This window comes from Azospirillum sp. OGB3, from assembly GCF_014192915.1.
Classification (GTDB): Bacteria; Pseudomonadota; Alphaproteobacteria; order Azospirillales; family Azospirillaceae; genus Azospirillum.
In genome coordinates, this window is the sequence record NZ_JACHYN010000001.1 from 722,299 (window position 1) to 741,917 (window position 19,619).

The window sequence follows — 19,619 nt, forward strand, 5'->3', positions numbered from 1 at the left end:
GTTTCCGGGCCCGGCGTCTCTGGTGACGCTGAAGGTAGCGAGCCGAAGGCCGCAAGTAAACTCGGCGCCGGCCTTTATGTGGTCGCCACCCCCATCGGCAACGCCGCCGACATCACGCTGCGCGCGCTCGACACGCTGCGCCGCGCCGATGCCATCGCCTGCGAGGACACGCGGGTGACGGCGAAGCTGATGGGCATCCATGGCATCCACACGCCCTTCGTCTCCTATCATGAACACAACGCGGCAAAGATGCGTCCGGTCCTCATCGGCCGCATGAAAGCGGGCGAATCCATCGCGCTGGTCACCGACGCCGGCACGCCGCTGGTCTCCGACCCCGGCTACAAGCTGGTGCGGGAGTGCGTGGCGGAGGGGGTGGCGGTCACCACGCTGCCCGGCGCCTCCGCCCCGCTGGTGGCGCTGGTGCTGTCCGGCCTGCCGACCGACCGCTTCCTGTTCGCCGGCTTCCTGCCCAACAAGAGCAGCGCCCGGCGCGCCGCCGCCGGGGAGCTGAAGGGCGTTCCGGCGACGCTGGTCTTCTTCGAGTCGCCGCAGCGCCTGCCCGAGTCGCTGGCCGACCTCGCCGACATCCTGGGCGCGCGGGAGGCCGCGGTGGCGCGGGAGCTGACCAAGCTCTACGAGGAGGTGCGGCGCGGCACCCTGCCGGAGCTGGCCGCCCACTACGCCGAGGCCGGCCCACCGAAGGGCGAGGTCGTGCTGGTCATCGGCCCGCCCGGCGAGGAGGCCACCCCGACCGAGGCCGACGTCGACGCCCTGCTGCGCGAGGCGCTGACCCGCCTGTCGGTCCGCGACGCCGCCGCCGACGTGGCCGCCCGCACCGGCCAGAACAAGCGCGCCGTCTACGCCCGCGCGCTGGAGCTGTCGCGGGAGGGGAAACCATGAGCGCGCCGGACGCCCTGCGCCGCCGGGCGGAGAGCTACGGCCGCTACGCCGAGCAGCTCTGCCGGCTGGCGCTGCGGCTGAAGGGTTACCGCATCCTGGAAAGCCGCCTGCGCACACCCATGGGAGAGATCGACATCGTGGCCCGGCGGGGCGACACTCTGGCGATCGTCGAGGTCAAGGCCCGCGGCGACTGGGACACCGCGAACGAGGCGGTCAACGCCCGCCAGCGGGGCCGCCTCGCCCGCGCCGCCCACGCCTATCTGGGGGCCAACCCCCGCTATGCCGGCTATGTCTTGCGCTTCGACGTCATGCTCGTTACCCCTTGGTCGTGGCCGCGCCACGTCCCGGACGCGTGGCGGGCCTGACGCGAAGGCTGAAGAAGAGGAAGGACGCCGCCCGTGACCAGCCGCGCCGAGGCCCGTGACATCCTGCGCCGCGTGGGGCAGCAGCCGGACGAGCAGATCGATCTGGCCGAAGCCGCCCTCGCGCTGGGCGCGCTGGAGGTGCCGGGCGCCGCGCTGGCCGACTACCGCCGTCACCTCGCCGACATCGCCCATGATCTGGCGGAGCGCGTCTCGCCCACCCTCGACGGGCTGGAGGCCCGCATCTCCTGGCTGCACGAGGTCATCGTGGAGCGCCACGGCTACGCCGGCGACCAGGAAACCTACGACGACCTGCAGAACGCCAACCTGCTCCGCGTCATCGACCGCCGCCGCGGCCTGCCGGTGGCGCTGGGCATCCTGTACCTGCACGCCGCCCGCTCGCAGGGCTGGACGATGCTGGGTCTGAACTTTCCCGGCCATTTCCTGGTGCGGCTGGAGGCCGACGGCGCCCGCGCCATCCTCGACCCCTTCAACGAGGGGCAGGTGCGCACCGCCGTGGACCTGCGCGACCTGCTGAAGGCCACCGCCGGCAGCGCCGCGGAGCTGGAGCCCGGCCATTACCAGACGGTGTCCAACCGCGAGATCCTGCTGCGGCTGCAGAACAACATCAAGCTGCGCCATCTGACCGCCCGCGACGTGCCGCGCGCGCTGGAGGTGCTGGAGGCGATGCGGCTGTTCGCCCCGGCCGAGGCGTCGCTGTGGCGGGAGACCGGCCTCCTTGAGGCCCACAACGGCAACCTCGCCGCCGCCATCGCCGCGCTGGAAACCTTCCTGGAGCTGACGGCCAGCGAACGGCACCGCCATCAGGTTGCCGCGCTGATCCAGCAGCTCAAGAACCAACTGAACTGACCCCATTTCAAAAGCCCGTTTCGGAGACCCGCAGGATGAGCCTCGCCGTCGCCTTCCAGATGGACCCCATCGAGTCCATCAACATCGACACCGACTCGAGCTTCATGATGGCGCTTGAGGCGCAGAAGCGCGGGCACACGCTCTACCACTACCACCCGCGCGACCTCAGCCTGACCGGCAACGTCCTGACCGCCCGCGTGCGCGAGATGACCGTGGTCCGCCAGAAGGGCGCCCACTACACGCTGGGCGAGCCGCGGATCGTCGACCTGTCGACCATGGACGTGGTGCTGATGCGCCAGGACCCGCCCTTCGACATGGCCTACATCACCGCCACCCACATGCTGGAGCACATCCAGCCCAAGGTGCTGGTGCTGAACGACCCGGCGGAGGTGCGCAACGCGCCGGAGAAGCTGTTCGTCACCCATTTCCCCGACCTGATGCCGCCGACGCTGATTACCAGCGACAAGCAGGCCGTCCTGGACTTCCGGGCGCAGCACAAGGACATCATCGTCAAGCCGCTGTTCGGCAACGGCGGGGCCGGCGTCTTCCACCTGAAGCCGGACGACGAGAATCTCGGCTCGCTGCTGGAGCTGTTCACCCAGCTCTACCGCGAGCCGGTGATCGTGCAGAAGTACCTGCCGGAGATCCGCCAGGGCGACAAGCGCATCATCCTGATCGACGGCGAGCCCGCCGGCGCGGTCAGCCGCATGCCCCAGGAGGGCGAGGCCCGCGCCAACTTCCACGCCGGCGGCAGCGCCAAGAAGACGGAGCTGACCCCGCGCGAGCAGGAGATCTGCAAGGCCATCGGTCCGGTGCTGCGCGAGAAGGGTCTGGTCTTCGTCGGGATCGACGTGATCGGCGACTACATGACCGAGATCAACGTGACCTCGCCCACCGGCATCCAGGAGATCAACCGGCTCGACGGGTCGGCTCTGGAGGCCACCCTGTGGGACGCCATCGAGCGCCGCCACCGCGAGAGCAAGGGCGAGAACAAGGGCGAGAACAAGGGGGCCTGAGGGCCGGAGCCCCCCGCCCCCCGCCGGCCGGTCACTCGGTGAAATAGCCGGGCTGGCCGAGGTCGGCGACGAGGCCGGTCTCGCGCGGTTCCCACCCCAGCAGGGCGCGGGTGTGGGCGCTGGAGGTGGGGCAATCGACGCCGGCGAAGAAGGCGAACCACCCGAAGTGGGCGGCCGCCTCCTCCGGCGTCTTCGAGAGCACCGGCAGGCCAAGCCGCGCGCCGATGGCTTCGGCGACGCGGCGCAGCGGGACGCCCTCCTCGGCGATGGCGTGGAACGGGCCGCCCCGGGCCCCGGCCTCCAGGGCCAGCCGGTACAGCCGCGCCGCATCCTGGCGGTGCACCGCCGCCCAACGATTCTCCCCCTCACCGATGTAGGCCGAGACTCCGGTCCGGCGGGCGATGTCGTGCAGGATGCGCGCGAAGCCATGGTCGCCCACGCCGTGGGTCGAGGGCGGCAGGCGCACGACGCCGACCCGGACACCGCGGGCGGCCAGTTCCGTGGCGGCGAGTTCGGTGCGGCGGGGCAGGGCGTCGGAGGGCGGCCGGTGTGGATCGCTCTCGACCGCCACCGGCCCGCGCGCGTCCACGACCGCGCCGGCCGTCACCAGCAGGGGTCGGTCGCTGCCCTCCAGCGCCTCGCCCAGCGCCAGGATCGCCCGATGGTCCTCCCGGCAGTTGTCAGCGAAGCGCGAAAAGTCGTGGTTGAAGGCGGTGTGGATCACGCCGTCGGCCGCGGCCGCCCCGGCCCGCAGGCTCTCCAGTCGTCGAGGGAGCCGCGGTGGACCTCCGCGCCGGCCGCGGCCAGGGCCGCCGCCGCGGTGTCGGAGCGGGCGAGGCCGACAACTTGGTGCCCGTTGGCGAGCAGGTCCTGAACGATGGCCGAACCGACGAAGCCGGTGGCGCCGGTGACGAAGACACGCATGGGAAACCTCTTCCGATCAGGGTCGCAGGCCACTGTCGGCGCCGGGCTTATCCTGGTAAAGTCGTGACGTTATCGGGGTATAATGACCAACAGGACGGACCGGCGCACCATGGTGGAGAACGGATCGGGGGAAAGCAGGCTGGGCGCCTATCTGAAGGATCGCCGGGCGAAGCTCGATCCGGCGGCCTTCGGCTTTTCCGCGGAGCGCCGGCGCACCCGCGGCCTGCGCCGCGAGGAGGTGGCCCAGCGCGCCAACATCAGCACCACTTGGTACACCTGGCTGGAGCAGGGGCGCGGCGGAGCGCCGTCCGCCGACGTGCTGGAGCGCATCGCCCGCGCCCTGATGCTCACCGACGCCGAGCGCGAGCATCTCTTCCTCCTCGGCCTCAACCGCTTGCCGACGCTGCGCCATCCGGTGGGGGAGGCGGTCACGCCGCGCCTGCAGCGGGTGCTGGACGCGCTGAATCCCAGCCCCGCCCTGATCAAGACGGCGACCTGGGACGTCGTCGCCTGGAACCGCGCGGCGGCGGCGGTGCTGACCGATTACGGCGCCCTGCCGGCGGCCCAGCGCAACATCCTGCGGCTGATCTTCTGCGACCCGCGCGTGCGGGCCGCCCAGTTCGATTGGGAGGGTGTGGCGCGCTTCGTCGTCGGCGCCTTCCGCGCCGATGCGGCGCGCGCCGGTGCCGACGACGCGGTGCGGGCGCTGGTTGAGGATCTGTCGCGCCAGAGTCCGGAGTTCGCCGCCCTGTGGACCGCGAACGACGTGAGCCATTTCGGGGAGGGCGTCAAACGCCTCCGCCACCCCACGCTGGGCACCCTGGAGCTGGAATATTCGGCCTTCGCCGTGGACGGCCGGCCGGACCTGACGATGCTCGTCTACAACCCGGCCACCCCGGACGACGCCGAGCGGGTGCGGGCGCTGCTGGCCTGACCCGTCACGCCCCAGCGCTGACGGGGCGCCGTGCGAGGTCCACGTACCGGTAATCCAGCCCGTTCTCGGTCAGCAGCGGGCCGCGCTCCGTCTCCACCCACTCCGGCCCCAGCGGCGGCATGACCGTGTCGCCCTCCACATCCTGTTCGACGCGGGTCAGGTGGATCATGTCGGCGAGCGGCAGGGTTTCGCGGAACAGCTCGGCGCCGCCGATCACGGCGACCTCCGGGACGCCGCGACCGCGGCACCAGTCCAGCGCCGCGTCGAGGCCGCCGAACCAGCGCGCGCCGTCATATTCGCCCGCCGGATGGCTGCGGCTGACCACGAGATTGTCGCGGCCGGGCAGGGGCTTGCGGGGCAGCGACTCCCAGGTACGCCGGCCCATCAGGACCGGCTTGCCCATCGTCAGCTCCCGGAAGCGCTTGAGGTCGCCGGGCAGGGACCAGGGCAGGGTGCCGTCGCGGCCGATCACGCCGTTGCGCGCGGCGGCCACCACCAGACTGATGCGCATCCCAACCTCTCTCCCGGACCGTTCACCCCACCTTACGCCGCGCGGAGCTGCTGAAGGAAGCCCCCGACCTCGCGGTGCAGCGTGTCGAGCTGGTGGCCGAGCTGGCGCGACATCTCCAGCACGTCGCGGGCGGTGGCGCCGCTCTGGGTCGCCGCACCGGTGACGCCGGTGATGTTGGCCGACACCTCCTGCGTGCCGCCCGCCGCCTCCTGGACGTTGCGGCTGATCTCGCGGGTCGCCGCCCCCTGCTCCTCGACCGCCGATGCGATGGAGGTGGCGATCTCGTTCACCCGCAGGATCACCTGGGTCACGCCCTGGATCTCGCCGACCGCGTCGCCGGTCACGGACTGGATGTTGGCGACCTGGGCGGCGATCTCCTCGGTCGCCTTGGCGGTCTGGTTGGCCAGCGCCTTTACCTCGGACGCCACCACGGCGAAGCCCTTGCCGGCCTCGCCGGCGCGGGCGGCCTCGATGGTCGCGTTGAGCGCCAGGAGGTTGGTCTGGCTGGCGATGTCGTTGATGAGCTGAACGACCGCGCCGATCTTCTGCACCGCCTCGGCAAGCCCGCCGACCTTGTCGTTGGCCCGCCCGCTGAGGGTCACCGCCTCGCCGGCGATGCGCGACGACTCGGCGACCTGACGGCTGATCTCCTGGATCGAGCCGGCCAGCTCCTCCGACGCCGCCGCCACGGTCTGCACGTTGGCGGAGGTCTGTTCCGTCGCCGCGGCGACCGAGGTCGCCAGCTCGTCGGTCTGGGCGGCGGCGCGGCTCATCTCGGCCGCGCGCTCCTCCATCGTCGCCGCCGCGTCGGACACGGTGCGGACGACGGCGCCGATGCTCTGCTCGAAGCTGGCGGCCAGCGCCAGCATGGCGCGGCGCTTCTCCTCCTCGGCGCGCTGGGCCGAGGCGGCCTGCTCGGCCTCCAGCCGCTGCTTGTCGCGGGCGTTGGTCTGGAAGACCAGCACGGCCTTGGCCATGGCGCCGATCTCGTCGCCGCGCTCCGCCTCGGGGAAGCGGGTGGACAGGTCGCCGTCGGCCAGCGAGCGCATCTTGGCGCCCAGCCCGCGCAGCACCCGGCTGATGTCGGTGCCGACCCAGGCGATCAGGCCGACGGCCGGCACCGCCAGCGCCAGGATGACGAAGGCCAGCGTCCGCAACTGGTCCAGGAAGGCGGCCCGGATGTCGTCGATGAAGATGCCGGTGCCGATGAAGATGTTCCACGGTTCGAAGCCGCGGACATAGCCCAGCTTCACCGCCAGATCGCTGCCGCCGACCGTGCGCGGCCAGTCGTATTCCAGCAGGCCGTCGCCGCTGGCGCGGACCAGGCGGATGAACTCCGTGATCATGTGGACGCCGTTGGCCGACTTCAGCGGCTTGACGTCGGCGCCGATCAGCTTGGCGTTGACGTGGGCGAAGCCGTAGCCGTCCATCGTGTGGGCGAAGAGATATTCCTTGCCGCCGGCGTAGCGGATGCCGGCCACCGCGGCCTTGAAGCGGGCCTGCGCCTCCTCGCGGGTGATCTTGCCGGCGGCGGCCTCCGCCTCCAGCGTGGCGGCCAGGGTGACCCCGGTTTCCACGATGCTGTGCAGCGTGTCGAGCCGGTCGGCGTGCATTCGGCTGTAATTGAGATAAAGGCCGGCGCCGGCGATGGCGAAGGATGCGACCGAAGCCGCGACGACGAGCGCCCACAGCTTGGCCCGAATGGAAAGCTTCGTGAGGGTCATGGGATGTCTGCCTGAAACTGTCTGCCCTGTCCCGCGTCCCGGCAAGCGGCGGTTGTTTGCCCTTGTCTTTGCCGGGACTCCAAGAATGATCGACAGTCACAGGAAACTTATAAACGGACGTATAAGAATGCGGCGCGCGCCGGGGACTGGGCGCCTTTGTCACACCACGTTTCCGGGTATTCCTGCGGTCAGGCGAGAAGAGCCCCCAGCACGGCGTTCAACCGCTGCCGTCCCTCATGCGTGGCGCGCAACGTGTCCTTGCCGACCTCCAGGAAACCGCCGGCCACCAGACGCTCCAGTGCCGCGGGATCGACCAGCCCGTCGAGGTCGCGGCCGGTTTCCTCGACCAGCCGGGCGCGGGCCACCCCCTCGCGCAGGCGCAGCCCCATCATCAGCAGCTCCGACCCGCGGGACTCGCGGGCGACGGGTTCGGGCGCCGCGGCGCCGTGGCCGTCGCGCTCCACCCGCTCCAGCCAGATTTCCGGGGCGCGGTGGGCGCGGGTGGCGAACTTCTCGCCGTCCAGCGTCAGCCGGCCATGGGCGCCGGGGCCGACGCCGACGTAATCGCCGTAGCGCCAGTAGGTCAAATTGTGGCGGCTTTCCTCGCCGGGGCGGGCGTGGTTGGAGATCTCGTAGGCGGGCAGCCCGGCGCGGTCGAGCAGGCTCTGCGTCGCCTCGTAGAGGTCGCCGGCCAGATCCTCGTCCGGCAGCACCAGATCGCCCCGCGCGTGCAGGGGGAAGAAGGCCGTGCCCTCCTCGATGGTCAGCTGGTAGACCGACAGATGGCCGACCGCGTGGTCGAGCGCTTGGGTCAGCTCCGCCTCCCAGGCCGCGACGGACTGGCCGGGGCGGGCGTAGATCAGGTCGAAGCTGAAGCGGGGGAAGGTCCGCGCGGCGAGAGCGATGGCCCCGGTCGCCTCCGCCGCGCTGTGCTGGCGGCCAAGGAATTTCAGCGCCGTGTCGTCCAGCGCCTGGATGCCCATCGACAGGCGGTTGACGCCGGCGGCGCGGAAGGCGCGGAACTTGTCGGCCTCGACCGAGGTCGGGTTGGCCTCCAGCGACACTTCCAGGTCGTCGCCGACCGTCCAGCGGGCGGCGATGCGCTCCAGCACGGCGCCGACCGTCGCCGGCTCCATCAGCGACGGCGTGCCGCCCCCGAAAAAGACCGAGGTGACCCGGCGGCCAGTCGTTGCGTCCGCGTAATGATCCAGCTCCCGCACCAGCGCGGCGCGCCAGCGGTCATGCTCGACCCGGTCGCGGACGTGGCTGTTGAAGTCGCAGTACGGGCACTTCGCCTTGCAGAAGGGCCAGTGGATGTAGATCCCGAAGCCGGGCTCCCTGGCTTCGAGGCTTGGGGTCATTTGAAGCATCGCTCCACAAGCTGGTGGAAGGCGTCGGCCCGGTGGCTCATCTCGTGCTTCCTGGCCGGGTCCATCTCGCCGAAGGTGATGTCGTAACCATCCGGCTTGAACATCGGATCGTAACCGAATCCATGCTCGCCGCGCGGCGGCCAGACCAGCGTGCCGGGGCAGCGGCCCTCGACCGTCTCGACATGGCCGTCCGGCCATGCCAGCGACAGGGCGCAGACGAACCAGGCGCGGCGGTCGCTCTGGCCCCGGAGTCCCTCCTCGACCTTGCCCATGGCCATCTGGAAGTCCTTTTCCGGACCGGCCCAGCGGGCGGAGTAGATGCCGGGGTCGCCGTTCAGCGCCGGCACCACCATCCCGCTGTCGTCGGCCAGCGCGACATGCCCCGCCTTGGCGGCGGCCAGGGCCTTCAGCTCGGCGTTCGCGACGAAGCTGGTCCCCGTCTCCTCCGGCTCGGGCAGGCCAAGCTCGCCCGCGGACACGAAGGAGGCGGCGTAGGGGCCGAGCAGCGCCGCGATCTCGCGGACCTTGCCCTTGTTGTGGCTGGCGATCACCAGCGTGCCGCCCGTGAAGCGGCGGGGAGGCGTGGTCATGGGGGAGTTCCTTCTGTCACAAACCGTTGCCCCCACCCTGACCCTCCCCCGCTCTCGCAGGGGAGGGGAAATCGGCCCTCCCCTGCGAGAGCGGGGGAGGGAGGGACCCGCGAAGCGGGAGGGTGGGGGCAAGCGCAACCGCGCCTTCACTTCACCGCGATCGCCGCCTTCTGCAAGGCCACCAGCTCGTCGATGCCCTTGCGGGCGAGCGCCAGCAGCTCCATGAACTGCGGCTCGCTGAAGGGGCGCTCCTCGGCGGTGCCCTGCACCTCGACGATGCCGCCCTGGCCGGTCAGCACGAAGTTGGCGTCGGCCTGGGCCGTCGAATCCTCGGCGTAGTCGAGGTCCAGCACGCTGGTGTTCTTGTGGATGCCGCAGGAGACGGCGGCCACATGGTCGGTCAGCGGCATGGTCTTGAGCGCGCCGATCTGCATCAGATGCTGGAAGGCCAGATGCAGGGCGACGAAGCTGCCGGTGATGGCGGCGGTGCGGGTGCCGCCGTCGGCCTGGATGACGTCGCAGTCGATCTTGATCTGCTTCTCGCCCATGGCGGCACGGTCGGTGACGGCGCGCAGCGCGCGGCCGATCAGGCGCTGGATCTCCTGGGTGCGGCCCGACTGCTTGCCCTTGGCGGCCTCGCGGTCGGTGCGGCTGTGGGTGGAGCGCGGCAGCATGCCGTACTCGGCGGTGACCCAGCCCAGGCCGGTGTTCTTCAGGAAGCGGGGAACGCCCTCGTCCACGCTGGCGGTGCACAGGACGTGCGTGTCGCCGAACCGCACCAGGCAGGACCCCTCGGCGTGCTTGCTGAAATGGGGCTCAAGGGAAATGGTGCGCAACTGGTCGTGGGCGCGGCCGGAGGGACGCATCGGGCATGATCCGCGAATCTGTTGAAATCGGCGGCAAGCTAGCGTCCGCCGCCCCCGCCGTCCAGCGCGCAACCGGGGCGCACGTTGATTCGGCGCGGACACCTGCCTAAATTCGGGACGCCCCTTTCGCAACCCACCCGCACCGTCCGGTCCCCGCCCCGCCATGATCACCGAGCTGAACCAACGGTCCCGCGAGATCTTCCGGCTGATCGTCGACGCCTATGTGGCGACCGGCGAGCCGGTGGGCTCGCGCACGATCTCGCGGAGGCTCGGCATGGCCCTGTCGCCCGCGACCATCCGCAACGTCATGGCCGACCTGGAGGAGCAGGGGCTGCTCTACGCCCCCCACACCTCCGCCGGCCGCATCCCGACCGAGGCCGGGCTGCGCCTGTTCGTCAACGGCCTGCTGGAGATCGGCAGCCTGAGCGAGGATGAGCGCGGCTCCATCGAGGCGAAATGCGCCTCCTCCGGGCGGTCGCTGCAGGACGTGCTGGGCGAGGCGTCCACCCTGCTGTCCGGCCTGTCGCACTGCGCCGGGCTGGTGGTGGCGCCGAAGACCGACCGGCCGCTGAAGCACATCGAGTTCGTGTCGCTGGCCCCCGGCCGGGCGCTGGTCGTGCTGGTCAACGAGGACGGGCTGGTCGAGAACCGCGTCATCGAGGTGCCGGTCGGCGTGCCCGCCGCGACGCTCCAGATGGTTTCCAACTTCCTCAGCGCGAAGCTGGTCGGCCGCACGCTGGACGAGGCGCGGCAGGCCGTGCTGCGCGAGATCGAGGACCAGAAGACCGAGCTGGACGAATTGTCGCAACGCGTGGTTTCCGCCGGACTCGCCACCTGGGCGGGCAGCGGCGGGCAGAGCAGCGGCCAGCTCATCGTGCGCGGCCAGGCGAAGCTGCTGGAGGACGTCACCGCCCTGTCGGACCTGGAGCGCGTGCGCGCCCTGTTCGAGGCGCTGGAGACCAAGGAGACCATGCTGCGCCTGCTCGACGCCACCGGGAAGGGCGACGGGGTGCAGATCTTCATCGGCGCGGAGAATGTGCTGTTCGGACATTCCGGCTGTTCGCTGATCATCTCGCCGTTCCAGAACAGCCGCGAGCAGGTGATCGGCGCCATCGGCGTGATCGGCCCGACCCGCATCAATTATGCCCGGATCATCCCGCTTGTGGATTATACAGCCAAGGTCATCAGCCGCCTTGTCGGGTGACGACGGCTTGGCAACGCTTCCACCCACCCACCAGACGACGACCAGAGACGACAACGAGAGAGCCATGAGCGAAGAGCAGAACAAGCCCGCCGAAGCCGAGGTGGAGCAGACCGAAGCCGTCCAGGACAAGGCCGCCCAAGAGAAGGCCGCCCAGGACAAGGCCGCGGACGCCGGTGCCGGGGATCGCGTGGCCCAGCTTGAGGCCGAGGTCGCCAGCCTGAAGGACCAGCTCCTGCGCCAGATGGCCGAGGTGGAGAACACCCGCCGCCGCGCCCAGCGCGACCGCGAGGACGCCAGCAAGTTCGCCGTGTCCAGCTTCGCCAAGGAACTGGTGACCGTGGCCGACAACCTGCGCCGCGCGCTGGAGGCCGTCCCGGCCGAGGGCCGCGAGAACGACGAGGTGCTGAAGGGCCTCTCCGTCGGCGTGGAGGCGACGGAGCGCCAGCTCATCTCCGCCTTCGAGCGTGCGGGCATCAAGAAGATCGACCCGACCGGCGAGCTGTTCGACCCGAACTTCCATCAGGTGATGTTCGAGATCGAGAACACCGGCAAGCCCGCCGGCACCGTCGTGCAGGTGCTCCAGCCCGGCTACACCATCCACGGCCGCCTGCTGCGCGAGGCCATGGTGGGCGTCGCCAAGGCCGGTCCTCACGAAATGGGCGGCCAGCACGTCGATACGAAAGCCTGACCGTCTTCCGGACGGATGGACGGCAGAAGGCACGTCTCTTGCGGCGGCGCGGCGGCATGGTCCGGCGCGCCGCTTTTTTTGTCCGGCTGCCTCCAGGTGAGTGTCCGCCCGCGATCCTTTGTGCACCGAAGGGCTTGCGCCGGGCTGGTCCTTCGCCTATTCGCATCGGAATCCCGATTCGCGTCGGGGAGTCTCGCGGCGCCCCGTGAATTGCCCGTTCCGGGCGGCCGCTCATTCAGGGAACCGGACCCGTGGCCAAGACCATCCTGACCGTCGACGACTCCAAGACCATCCGCGACATGGTCGCCTTCACGCTGCGCAACGCCGGCTATGGCGTCACCGAGGCGGCCGACGGAACCGCCGGTCTGGCGGAGGTCAACCGGCAGAAGTTCGACTGCATCATCACCGACCTGAACATGCCGGGCATGGACGGTCTGGCCCTGACCCGGGCCATCCGCGGCAGCGCGCTCAACCGCGCGACCCCCGTCCTGCTGCTGACCACCGAGGCCGATCCCGCCAAGAAGACCGCCGGCCGCGAAGCCGGGGCCACCGGCTGGCTGGTCAAGCCCTTCAACCCGGACAAGCTGGTCGAGACCGTGAAGAAGGTCTGCCCGTAACCGCTGTCCTCACGAGTGGCGCGGGGCGTTGCCGCACCAGCGCGACGGCGGCGCTCCGCCGCCTCGGCCATCTGTGCAACGGCATCCACGTTCATACCCATGCCGCCAAGGGGATTTTCTCCTGTTCACGAGGAGGGAGTTCAAGAATATCCTCCCGTGAATGCCTCCTCACGGCCCACAACAAGACTTAATATAGTTCCCCCAATTTACAGATTTTTCATTAGCGAGCTAGAACACGCGCAGCCTCCTTGGTTTTTATGACGGCTGCTGTAACTTGATGGATCGAAGATACGATTTCACCAATATTGCTGCTGATTGCGGAGACGGCGCTCGATGCGCCCTGCATGCTGCGAGACATATCCGTCGTGACGGCGGTCTGCTCTTCGACGGCACTGGCCGTGGTGAGCACATAGTCGCGGACCGAGCTGATCGAACTGCGGATCCCACCAAGTGCAGTCACCACATCATTGGAAATCGACTGCATGCTATCAATCTCGGACGAGATTTGGTCGGTCGCCCGGGCCGCCTGATTGGCCAAGTTTTTAACTTCAGTCGCCACCACGGCGAAGCCCCGCCCGGCGTCTCCGGCGCGGGCCGCTTCAATCGTTGCATTCAGCGCCAGCAAATTGATCTGGCCGGCAATGCTCCGAATGAGTTCCACGATCCCATTCATCTGACGGGCTGCGTCAGACATCTTTTGTGTCGCTTGGTCTGCGATTCCAGCTTGGTTCTGGGCTTGTTCGGCCATGGACCTGGATTTCGCCATGCTGTTCGAAATTTCCAATGTTGAACTGGCCAACTCTTCCGCTGCGGCTGCAAGCGTTTGCACGCCGGCGGACGTTTCCGTAGCGGCATTCATTGCAGAGCCGGACTCCGTGTCAGAACGATGGAGTGCCTCCCCGATTTCTCCAAAGTTCTGGTCGATCAGTGTTTTGAGTTGGTTCAGAAGTTCGATCTTTGCGGTGATGTCGGTAGCGAATTTGACGACTTTGTAGGGCCGACCGCTGGCGTCGAGGATGGGATTGTAGGACGCCTCGATCCAGACCTCTCGCCCGCCCTTGGCGACGCGCTTGAACTGTGTGGCCTGGTACTCGCCGCGGCGCAACGTCTCCCAGAACTGCGCATACTCCGTGCTGGCCACAGTGGCGGGGTCAACGAAGGTCCGGTGATGCCTGCCCTGAATTTCAGGCAAGGTGTACCCCATCACACTCAGAAAATTCTGATTGGCCGTGATGACGGTTCCGTCGAGTTCGAACTCGATGACCCCCAGGGACTTGCTCAAGGCGTTTACCTGCCCTTGAAGATCAGCTTCCCGTGTCTTGCGCTCGGTAATGTCGGTAGCGAATTTGACGACTTTGTAGGGCCGACCGCTGGCGTCGAGGATGGGATTGTAGGACGCCTCGATCCAGACCTCTCGCCCGCCCTTGGCGACGCGCTTGAACTGTGTGGCCTGGTACTCGCCGCGGCGCAACGTCTCCCAGAACCGCGCATATTCCGTGCTGGCCGCGGTGGCGGGGTCAACGAAGGTCCGGTGATGCCTGCCCTGAATTTCAGGCAAGGTGTACCCCATCACGCTCAGAAAATTCTGATTGGCCGTGATGACGGTTCCGTCGAGTTCGAACTCGATGACTGCTAGGGACTTGCTCAGCGCATTGACCTTGTCAGTCGCCTCAGACTGATTATCCGAGCGTTTCCATCCGAACATGACAATCTCTTTCTTAAATGTTCAACCAACGAACGATCAGCAAGATGCATGCCAAGCATGAGAAATTTCCATATCTACGGAGAAAGACATAAAATCCGGGAGAATGGGGTCTTCAATTCAGACAGTTTTTCAGGGTCATATTCCGGAAAAGGCCTTTACAGACTCCATATCTTACTCTTCATGACGGTGCTCAGAGCCCATTCGGCGCAGAATGCAAATGCATGAACTGCAAAGCGCAAAACTGTTAAATTTTAAAAATAATTTTACCATTTTGTTCACAATGCACCTCCAAATGGGCAATTGGGTTGGGGGATGCCGTCTCTCCTGATAGCGCACGTGGAAACCATCCCGCATGCGACATGCGAGCGTTCGCGTGGCTTGTCCTTCACCATTCAGCCGCCTCGCGGCAACCACCTCATCGGTCTAGGCCAAATCCGCTCGGCAACGTAATGAGCATTCACTTCTCTCTTATTCGTGGAAGGTCGCTGGTGAATTACCAGAATTTCTTCTGAAGTTCTGTGTGGTAAACTGGTCTATTGGTGTGCGCTTATAATATAATATGAGCAATTATATCTGTAATGAATAAACTAACATAATGTTATATATAGATAATGCTTAATAAAGGAATTTTGATAAGATATTGGGCTGAATTTATAACGTAATCTTGTCTTTAAGATTTTTGATCATTGAACGATGAATGCGGAATTTACTTATATTCGTGACCTTTCATCTGACTGTGATTTTGTCCGGTGGCTATTCTTCTCAGACTGCATCCGGCGCTGCGCGCACGTGTTTTCGTACCCATCCGGTTCAAGGCCGTGGCAGCCGCGCTTACGGGTGACGGAACCTAGGCCGGCGCCCTCGGGAACAGGAATTCGCCCGCCGGATCATGGGCGGCGAAGCGCTGCTGCGCGGTGGCGCGGTTGGCGACGGCGTAGCAGTAGACGCAGCCGTGCGGGCAGGTGTCGTACTCCCCGATGTCCCGGCTTTCCGCGCACAGGCAACCGGGGCGGTTGCCCTTCGTCCGGGCGCCGATGAGCCGCCCGGCGACGTCGGACAGCCGTTGCGCGTCGACGCAGCGGGCCGGCGCCGTGCCGGGGACGCCGGCCAGCTCCGGCTGGGTGCACAACGTCAGCGCCATGCCGTGTTCCGCGGCGATTCCGGCGAGATCGGCCAGCAGGGCGCGCTTCTCCTCCGGGTCCGGGTCGCGCCAGGGCACGCCAGCGGCGTCGAGATTGCGCGCCGTCTTGCGGTAGGGCTGTAGGAAGGACACCACCGCCTCGTCGGTCAGGCCGCGCATCCGGCCGGCCAGCCGGGCGAAGGTCTCGCGGTGCCAGGACAACGGCGTGGCCTCTGCCTTCATGATGGGCGCCTTCATGATGGGCGCCGTCACGATGGGGTCGTAGCGCCAGACGGCGGCGCGCGGTCCCCAGCGGTCGCGCAGCCGGGTCATATGCTCCACCGCGCGCTCCGCGTCGGGGACGGAGCGCTCCAGCGCCCCCGGCAGGCCGGTGATGCTGTACTGGACGACGAAGGGGAAGCCGCGCCCCATGACCTCCTCAAGCGCCGGCAGGAAGGGGCCGAGATTCTTGGTCCAGAAGACGAATCCGTCGACCTCCGCCCGGCTCAGACCGATGCGGTAGGTCTGGCCGCCATAAGGGTTGGCCATGCGGCAGTATCCGGCCTCCAACCGGTTCAGGAACCAGCGCCCGTAAAAGGCGGGGATGTCCGTCTTGTAGCTGGCGGAAATGATCATCGCCGGACCATGGCGGCTCGGCGGGCCGCGATCAAGGCTGGATTCGCCGGCGCTTCGGCCTAAAGTGCCGTCACAGGATCTAGGGGAGAATGCCGTGACGGGCGGACAGGACGGCCACGCAGCGGGCCATGGGATGGGCCACAGCGTGGAATGGGAAGGGGTGGTGCGGTTCCGGCTGCCGGACGGCTGGCGCCCGGAGGTGGAGGAGCATGAGGGCCACGCCGTTGCTGCCTTCCACCCGCCGGCCCCGGCGGGGGGCGTGCTGCGGCTGGTCACCGACCGGGTGGCGCCCAAGGACGGGCCGGACGGCGCCGTGGCGGTGCTGCGCGAGATGGCGCTGCGCTTCGTGCGTCCCGACGACCCGCGGGCCAGCGACCGCATCGTCGAGCCCTGGGGCGACGACGGCGTGCTCGCCCAGGCGGTGATGATGACCGAGGAGGACGGCGGCACCGACGCCCATTACCTGTGGCTGGTCGGAGCGGAGCGCGACGGCAAGGCCGCGGCGGCCATGTTCAGCTACCGCCTGCCCATGGTGATGGACGGCGACGAGTCCTGCGCCGGCACGCTGGCCCTGCTTGACGGGGCGATCCGCGCGGCGGAGATCCTGTAGAACGATTCGGGACAGGCTCCGCAAACAGGAAAGCCGCCCCGTCGAGGGCGGCTTCGTCTTTTGCGGCCTGATTGGTCGGGCGCGATGTCCCCGGCGTTCCCGCGCCGGTTCGGGCGCTCAGGCGGTCAGGCGTCCGGTGGTCAGCAGTGGCCGGCGCCGCCGGACATCAGGGCCTTCAGCTGCGCCGCCTTCGGATCGAAGGCCATGGCCGCTTCCTCCGCCGCCAGGGCGGCCAGGCTGATGAAGCGCGCCAGATCGTCCAGGTCGCACTTCGTCGCGTCGTCCATAAGGCTGTCGAGGCAGGACTTGATGGCCAGAGCCATGTCGCGCCGTTCGTCCATCATCTTGATCCCCCTATGGAATGCTGCACACGGTCCCGTTTCGGAAAGCCATGCCTGCGTGCAAGAGCGGCCCCCTGACCAGGAGGGATATATCATATTTCCTTCGATTCTCCACTATTAGAATCTTCGGACAACAAAGAAACAAGGCAACCGGCAATTGATTGTGCGCTGTAATGCACACCATTACTTGTTAATGAAAAGTTAACATGGCTGGGTTGCGGGTGTTTTGCTTGTGTTAAAGCCCTGTAACAGACCGCTTCCGGCACGGCAGGGGGGTGAAGGAGGCTGGTTGCACGTCTTATGCTTCTGAATACCCCGGTATTCACTTGCGGCGCGAAGCCCCGGGCGCGACGATATGCCTCGGCGAGCGCGTCACCTTTTGGTCTTTTGACGGTTGGCGGAATGACCAGGACGTTGCAGCCCGAAACGCACCTGCCTATATCTCCGGCGACAGACGTGAATCCACCCAACCGTTCCACCGACCCCAAGGGGATCGCGGCGGTGCCGGACCAAACGGGCCGCCACGCATCTGCCGAACAACAGAGGCTGAACATGAGCAAAGTCATTGGCATCGACCTCGGCACCACGAACTCCTGCGTGGCCGTCATGGAAGGCTCCAGCGCCAAGGTGATCGAGAACGCCGAAGGCACGCGCACCACGCCCTCCATGGTCGCCTTCGCGCAGAACGCGGAGCGCCTGGTCGGCCAGCCGGCCAAGCGTCAGGCGGTGACGAATCCCGAGAACACCCTCTTCGCGATCAAGCGTCTGATCGGCCGTCGCTACGACGATCCGCTGACCAAGAAGGACCAGGGCCTCGTCCCCTACAAGATCATCTCCGGCGACAACGGCGACGCCTGGGTGGAGGCCGTCGGCAAGAAGTACAGCCCGTCGCAGATCAGCGCCTTCATCCTGCAGAAGATGAAGGAGACGGCGGAGAACTATCTGGGCGAGAAGGTGACCCAGGCGGTCATCACCGTCCCGGCCTACTTCAACGACAGCCAGCGCCAGGCGACTAAGGACGCCGGCAAGATCGCCGGCCTGGAAGTGCTGCGCATCATCAACGAGCCGACGGCGGCCGCGCTCGCCTACGGCATGGAGAAGAAGGGCGCCGGCACCATCGCCGTGTACGACCTCGGCGGCGGCACCTTCGACGTCTCCGTTCTGGAGATCGGCGACGGCGTGTTCGAGGTGAAGTCGACCAACGGCGACACCTTCCTCGGCGGTGAGGACTTCGACGCCCGCATCATCGACTACCTCGCCGACGAGTTCCAGAAGGAGCAGGGCATCGACCTGCGCAAGGACCGTCTGGCCCTGCAGCGCCTGAAGGAAGCCGCCGAGAAGGCGAAGATCGAGCTGTCCTCGGCCATGCAGACCGAGGTCAACCTGCCCTTCATCACCGCCGACCAGTCCGGCCCGAAGCACCTGAACGTCAAGCTGACCCGCGCCAAGCTGGAAGCCCTGGTCGACGAGCTGGTCGCCCGCACGATCGAGCCCTGCAAGGCCGCTCTGCGCGACGCCGGCCTGAAGGCCAACGAGATCGACGAGGTGATCCTGGTCGGCGGCATGACCCGCATGCCCAAGGTCATCGAGGCGGTGAAGCAGTTCTTCGGCCGTGAGCCGCACCGCGGCGTGAACCCGGACGAGGTGGTCGCCATCGGCGCCGCCATCCAGGGCGGCGTGCTGAAGGGCGAGGTCAAGGACGTCCTGCTGCTCGACGTCACCCCGCTCAGTCTGGGCATCGAGACGCTGGGCGGCGTGTTTACCCGTCTGATCGACCGCAACACGACGATCCCGACCAAGAAGTCCCAGACCTTCTCGACCGCCGAGGACAACCAGAACGCGGTGACCATCCGCGTCTTCCAGGGCGAGCGCGAGATGGCGGCGGACAACAAGCTGCTCGGCCAGTTCGACCTCGTCGGCATCCCGCCGGCCCCGCGCGGCGTGCCGCAGGTCGAGGTGACCTTCGACATCGACGCCAACGGCATCGTCAGCGTCACGGCGAAGGACAAGGCCACCGGCAAGGAGCAGCAGATCCGCATCCAGGCGTCGGGCGGCCTGTCGGACGCCGACATCAACAAGATGGTGAAGGACGCCGAGGCCCACGCCGCCGACGACAAGAAGCGGCGCGAGCTGGTGGACGCCCGCAACCATGCGGACGCCCTGATCCACACCACCGAGCGGACGATCAAGGAGAACGGCGACAAGATCCCCGCCGCCGACAAGACCGCCGCCGAGGCCGCCGTGGCCGAGCTGAAGTCGGTCATGGACGGTGAGGATCTGGAGGCCGTGAAGGCGAAGACCGAGGCGCTGGCCCAGGTGTCGATGAAGCTGGGCGAGGCCATGTACAAGGCCGGCCAGGGCGAGGCCCCGGGCGCCGGTGCCGCCGGTGCGGCGGGTGCGGCCCCGAACGAGCCGGGCGTGGTCGACGCCGACTTCGAGGAAGTGGACGACGACAAGAAGAAGTCGGCGTAAGCGTTCGGAACCGGAGGCAATCGTTGGGCAGCCGCCCGTTGCCTCCGGTGTCACAGCCGGGAGAACCCGGCGCCATGCAGTATCGTCCGGCCCGTCATCCGTCCTGCGGTGGCGGGCCGGAGATACGATTGGTCTATTGTATGTGAAGGCGGTCGGGGC

General features: G+C 67.6%; 20 protein-coding genes. 10 read left to right on the forward strand and 10 right to left on the reverse strand.

From position 1 onward, the window contains the following. The first annotated feature begins 78 nt into the window (after window positions 1-78). The 4 genes from rsmI to gshB are packed head-to-tail and all read left to right on the forward strand — an operon-like array spanning window position 79 to window position 3,148. Window positions 79-900: a 16S rRNA (cytidine(1402)-2'-O)-methyltransferase gene (gene rsmI / locus FHW79_RS03415; protein ID WP_183177636.1), complete on the forward strand. Its 822-nt coding sequence runs from the start codon at window positions 79-81 to the stop codon at window positions 898-900. Next, window positions 897-1,265, forward strand: a complete 369-nt coding sequence (locus FHW79_RS03420; protein ID WP_183177637.1) for a YraN family protein — start codon at window positions 897-899, stop codon at window positions 1,263-1,265. The genes rsmI and FHW79_RS03420 overlap by 4 nt, the downstream gene beginning before the upstream one ends. A gap of 33 nt (window positions 1,266-1,298) precedes the next feature. Next, window positions 1,299-2,132: a transglutaminase-like domain-containing protein gene (locus tag FHW79_RS03425; RefSeq protein ID WP_145701648.1), complete on the forward strand. Its 834-nt coding sequence runs from the start codon at window positions 1,299-1,301 to the stop codon at window positions 2,130-2,132. 35 nt (window positions 2,133-2,167) lie between these two features. Next, entirely contained in the window at window positions 2,168-3,148 is a 981-nt protein-coding gene (gshB, locus tag FHW79_RS03430; protein WP_183177638.1) for a glutathione synthase, read from the forward strand. A 31-nt stretch (window positions 3,149-3,179) separates the two neighbouring features. On the opposite strand, the gene FHW79_RS03435 is transcribed toward gshB, so the two are convergent. After that, window positions 3,180-3,872, reverse strand: coding sequence for an SDR family oxidoreductase (locus FHW79_RS03435; protein ID WP_183177639.1), 693 nt, complete (start codon window positions 3,870-3,872; stop codon window positions 3,180-3,182). Beyond that, on the reverse strand, window positions 3,869-4,072 hold the full coding sequence (locus FHW79_RS33485) for an NAD-dependent epimerase/dehydratase family protein (RefSeq protein WP_183177640.1): 204 nt from the start codon (window positions 4,070-4,072) through the stop codon (window positions 3,869-3,871). The genes FHW79_RS03435 and FHW79_RS33485 overlap by 4 nt, the downstream gene beginning before the upstream one ends. Before the next feature lie 82 nt (window positions 4,073-4,154). Between FHW79_RS33485 and FHW79_RS03445 the strand changes: the two genes are divergently transcribed. After that, the gene (locus tag FHW79_RS03445; protein WP_247884137.1) at window positions 4,155-5,006 is read left to right on the forward strand and encodes a helix-turn-helix transcriptional regulator; all 852 of its coding nucleotides are present in this window, start codon (window positions 4,155-4,157) and stop codon (window positions 5,004-5,006) included. Window positions 5,007-5,010: 4 nt separating this feature from the next. Here the strand turns inward: FHW79_RS03445 and FHW79_RS03450 are convergent, their stop codons facing one another. The 5 genes from FHW79_RS03450 to rph all read right to left on the reverse strand — a co-directional run bounded on the left by FHW79_RS03450 (window position 5,011) and on the right by rph (window position 10,067). Continuing rightward, window positions 5,011-5,517, reverse strand: coding sequence for a dihydrofolate reductase (locus FHW79_RS03450; RefSeq protein WP_183177641.1), 507 nt, complete (start codon window positions 5,515-5,517; stop codon window positions 5,011-5,013). A gap of 32 nt (window positions 5,518-5,549) precedes the next feature. Beyond that, on the reverse strand, window positions 5,550-7,241 hold the full coding sequence (locus FHW79_RS03455; protein WP_183177642.1) for a methyl-accepting chemotaxis protein: 1,692 nt from the start codon (window positions 7,239-7,241) through the stop codon (window positions 5,550-5,552). Window positions 7,242-7,429: 188 nt separating this feature from the next. Continuing rightward, window positions 7,430-8,602, reverse strand: a complete 1,173-nt coding sequence (gene hemW / locus FHW79_RS03460) for a radical SAM family heme chaperone HemW (RefSeq protein ID WP_183177643.1) — start codon at window positions 8,600-8,602, stop codon at window positions 7,430-7,432. Then, entirely contained in the window at window positions 8,599-9,201 is a 603-nt protein-coding gene (rdgB, locus tag FHW79_RS03465; protein ID WP_183177644.1) for an RdgB/HAM1 family non-canonical purine NTP pyrophosphatase, read from the reverse strand. The genes hemW and rdgB overlap by 4 nt, the downstream gene beginning before the upstream one ends. Window positions 9,202-9,347: 146 nt before the next feature. Next, on the reverse strand, window positions 9,348-10,067 hold the full coding sequence (gene rph, locus FHW79_RS03470) for a ribonuclease PH (protein ID WP_183177645.1): 720 nt from the start codon (window positions 10,065-10,067) through the stop codon (window positions 9,348-9,350). A gap of 163 nt (window positions 10,068-10,230) precedes the next feature. Between rph and hrcA the strand changes: the two genes are divergently transcribed. From hrcA to FHW79_RS03485, 3 genes are all read left to right on the forward strand, one after another. Then, window positions 10,231-11,271 (forward strand): heat-inducible transcriptional repressor HrcA, encoded by a 1,041-nt coding sequence (gene hrcA / locus FHW79_RS03475; RefSeq protein ID WP_014239022.1) that lies wholly within the window; start codon window positions 10,231-10,233, stop codon window positions 11,269-11,271. 64 nt (window positions 11,272-11,335) lie between these two features. After that, entirely contained in the window at window positions 11,336-11,959 is a 624-nt protein-coding gene (gene grpE, locus FHW79_RS03480) for a nucleotide exchange factor GrpE (protein WP_183177646.1), read from the forward strand. Between the two features lie 251 nt (window positions 11,960-12,210). Further along, on the forward strand, window positions 12,211-12,576 hold the full coding sequence (locus FHW79_RS03485) for a response regulator (protein ID WP_014239024.1): 366 nt from the start codon (window positions 12,211-12,213) through the stop codon (window positions 12,574-12,576). A 220-nt stretch (window positions 12,577-12,796) separates the two neighbouring features. Here the strand turns inward: FHW79_RS03485 and FHW79_RS03490 are convergent, their stop codons facing one another. Both FHW79_RS03490 and FHW79_RS03495 read right to left on the reverse strand, forming a co-directional pair. Next, window positions 12,797-14,281, reverse strand: a complete 1,485-nt coding sequence (locus tag FHW79_RS03490) for a PAS domain-containing methyl-accepting chemotaxis protein (RefSeq protein WP_183177647.1) — start codon at window positions 14,279-14,281, stop codon at window positions 12,797-12,799. An 847-nt stretch (window positions 14,282-15,128) separates the two neighbouring features. Then, window positions 15,129-16,037, reverse strand: coding sequence for a DUF1848 domain-containing protein (locus FHW79_RS03495; RefSeq protein ID WP_183177648.1), 909 nt, complete (start codon window positions 16,035-16,037; stop codon window positions 15,129-15,131). Window positions 16,038-16,131: 94 nt separating this feature from the next. Between FHW79_RS03495 and FHW79_RS03500 the strand changes: the two genes are divergently transcribed. Continuing rightward, complete coding sequence (locus tag FHW79_RS03500; protein ID WP_183177649.1) at window positions 16,132-16,647, forward strand: hypothetical protein; 516 nt, start codon at window positions 16,132-16,134, stop codon at window positions 16,645-16,647. A 140-nt stretch (window positions 16,648-16,787) separates the two neighbouring features. Here FHW79_RS03500 and FHW79_RS03505 read toward each other — a convergent pair whose 3' ends face one another. After that, window positions 16,788-16,991, reverse strand: a complete 204-nt coding sequence (locus FHW79_RS03505) for a hypothetical protein (protein ID WP_014239027.1) — start codon at window positions 16,989-16,991, stop codon at window positions 16,788-16,790. 399 nt (window positions 16,992-17,390) lie between these two features. On the opposite strand from FHW79_RS03505, the gene dnaK reads away from it, so the two are divergent. Continuing rightward, window positions 17,391-19,460: a molecular chaperone DnaK gene (gene dnaK / locus FHW79_RS03510; RefSeq protein WP_282183968.1), complete on the forward strand. Its 2,070-nt coding sequence runs from the start codon at window positions 17,391-17,393 to the stop codon at window positions 19,458-19,460. The last annotated feature ends 159 nt before the right edge of the window (window positions 19,461-19,619 follow it).

What these genes read in the sequence shown, in the direction of transcription:
- FHW79_RS03445 (WP_247884137.1), top strand. Translation starts at nt 4,155, where the DNA reads ATGACCAACAGGACGGACCGGCGCACCATGGTGGAGAACGGATCGGGG.
- hrcA (WP_014239022.1), top strand. Translation starts at nt 10,231, where the DNA reads ATGATCACCGAGCTGAACCAACGGTCCCGCGAGATCTTCCGGCTGATC.
- grpE (WP_183177646.1), top strand. Translation starts at nt 11,336, where the DNA reads ATGAGCGAAGAGCAGAACAAGCCCGCCGAAGCCGAGGTGGAGCAGACC.
- gshB (WP_183177638.1), top strand. Translation starts at nt 2,168, where the DNA reads ATGAGCCTCGCCGTCGCCTTCCAGATGGACCCCATCGAGTCCATCAAC.
- FHW79_RS03505 (WP_014239027.1), bottom strand. Translation starts at nt 16,991, where the DNA reads ATGATGGACGAACGGCGCGACATGGCTCTGGCCATCAAGTCCTGCCTC.
- FHW79_RS03490 (WP_183177647.1), bottom strand. Translation starts at nt 14,281, where the DNA reads ATGTTCGGATGGAAACGCTCGGATAATCAGTCTGAGGCGACTGACAAG.
- rdgB (WP_183177644.1), bottom strand. Translation starts at nt 9,201, where the DNA reads ATGACCACGCCTCCCCGCCGCTTCACGGGCGGCACGCTGGTGATCGCC.
- FHW79_RS03455 (WP_183177642.1), bottom strand. Translation starts at nt 7,241, where the DNA reads ATGACCCTCACGAAGCTTTCCATTCGGGCCAAGCTGTGGGCGCTCGTC.
- FHW79_RS33485 (WP_183177640.1), bottom strand. Translation starts at nt 4,072, where the DNA reads ATGCGTGTCTTCGTCACCGGCGCCACCGGCTTCGTCGGTTCGGCCATC.
- FHW79_RS03420 (WP_183177637.1), top strand. Translation starts at nt 897, where the DNA reads ATGAGCGCGCCGGACGCCCTGCGCCGCCGGGCGGAGAGCTACGGCCGC.
- dnaK (WP_282183968.1), top strand. Translation starts at nt 17,391, where the DNA reads ATGACCAGGACGTTGCAGCCCGAAACGCACCTGCCTATATCTCCGGCG.
- FHW79_RS03495 (WP_183177648.1), bottom strand. Translation starts at nt 16,037, where the DNA reads ATGATCATTTCCGCCAGCTACAAGACGGACATCCCCGCCTTTTACGGG.
- hemW (WP_183177643.1), bottom strand. Translation starts at nt 8,602, where the DNA reads ATGACCCCAAGCCTCGAAGCCAGGGAGCCCGGCTTCGGGATCTACATC.
- FHW79_RS03450 (WP_183177641.1), bottom strand. Translation starts at nt 5,517, where the DNA reads ATGCGCATCAGTCTGGTGGTGGCCGCCGCGCGCAACGGCGTGATCGGC.
- rph (WP_183177645.1), bottom strand. Translation starts at nt 10,067, where the DNA reads ATGCGTCCCTCCGGCCGCGCCCACGACCAGTTGCGCACCATTTCCCTT.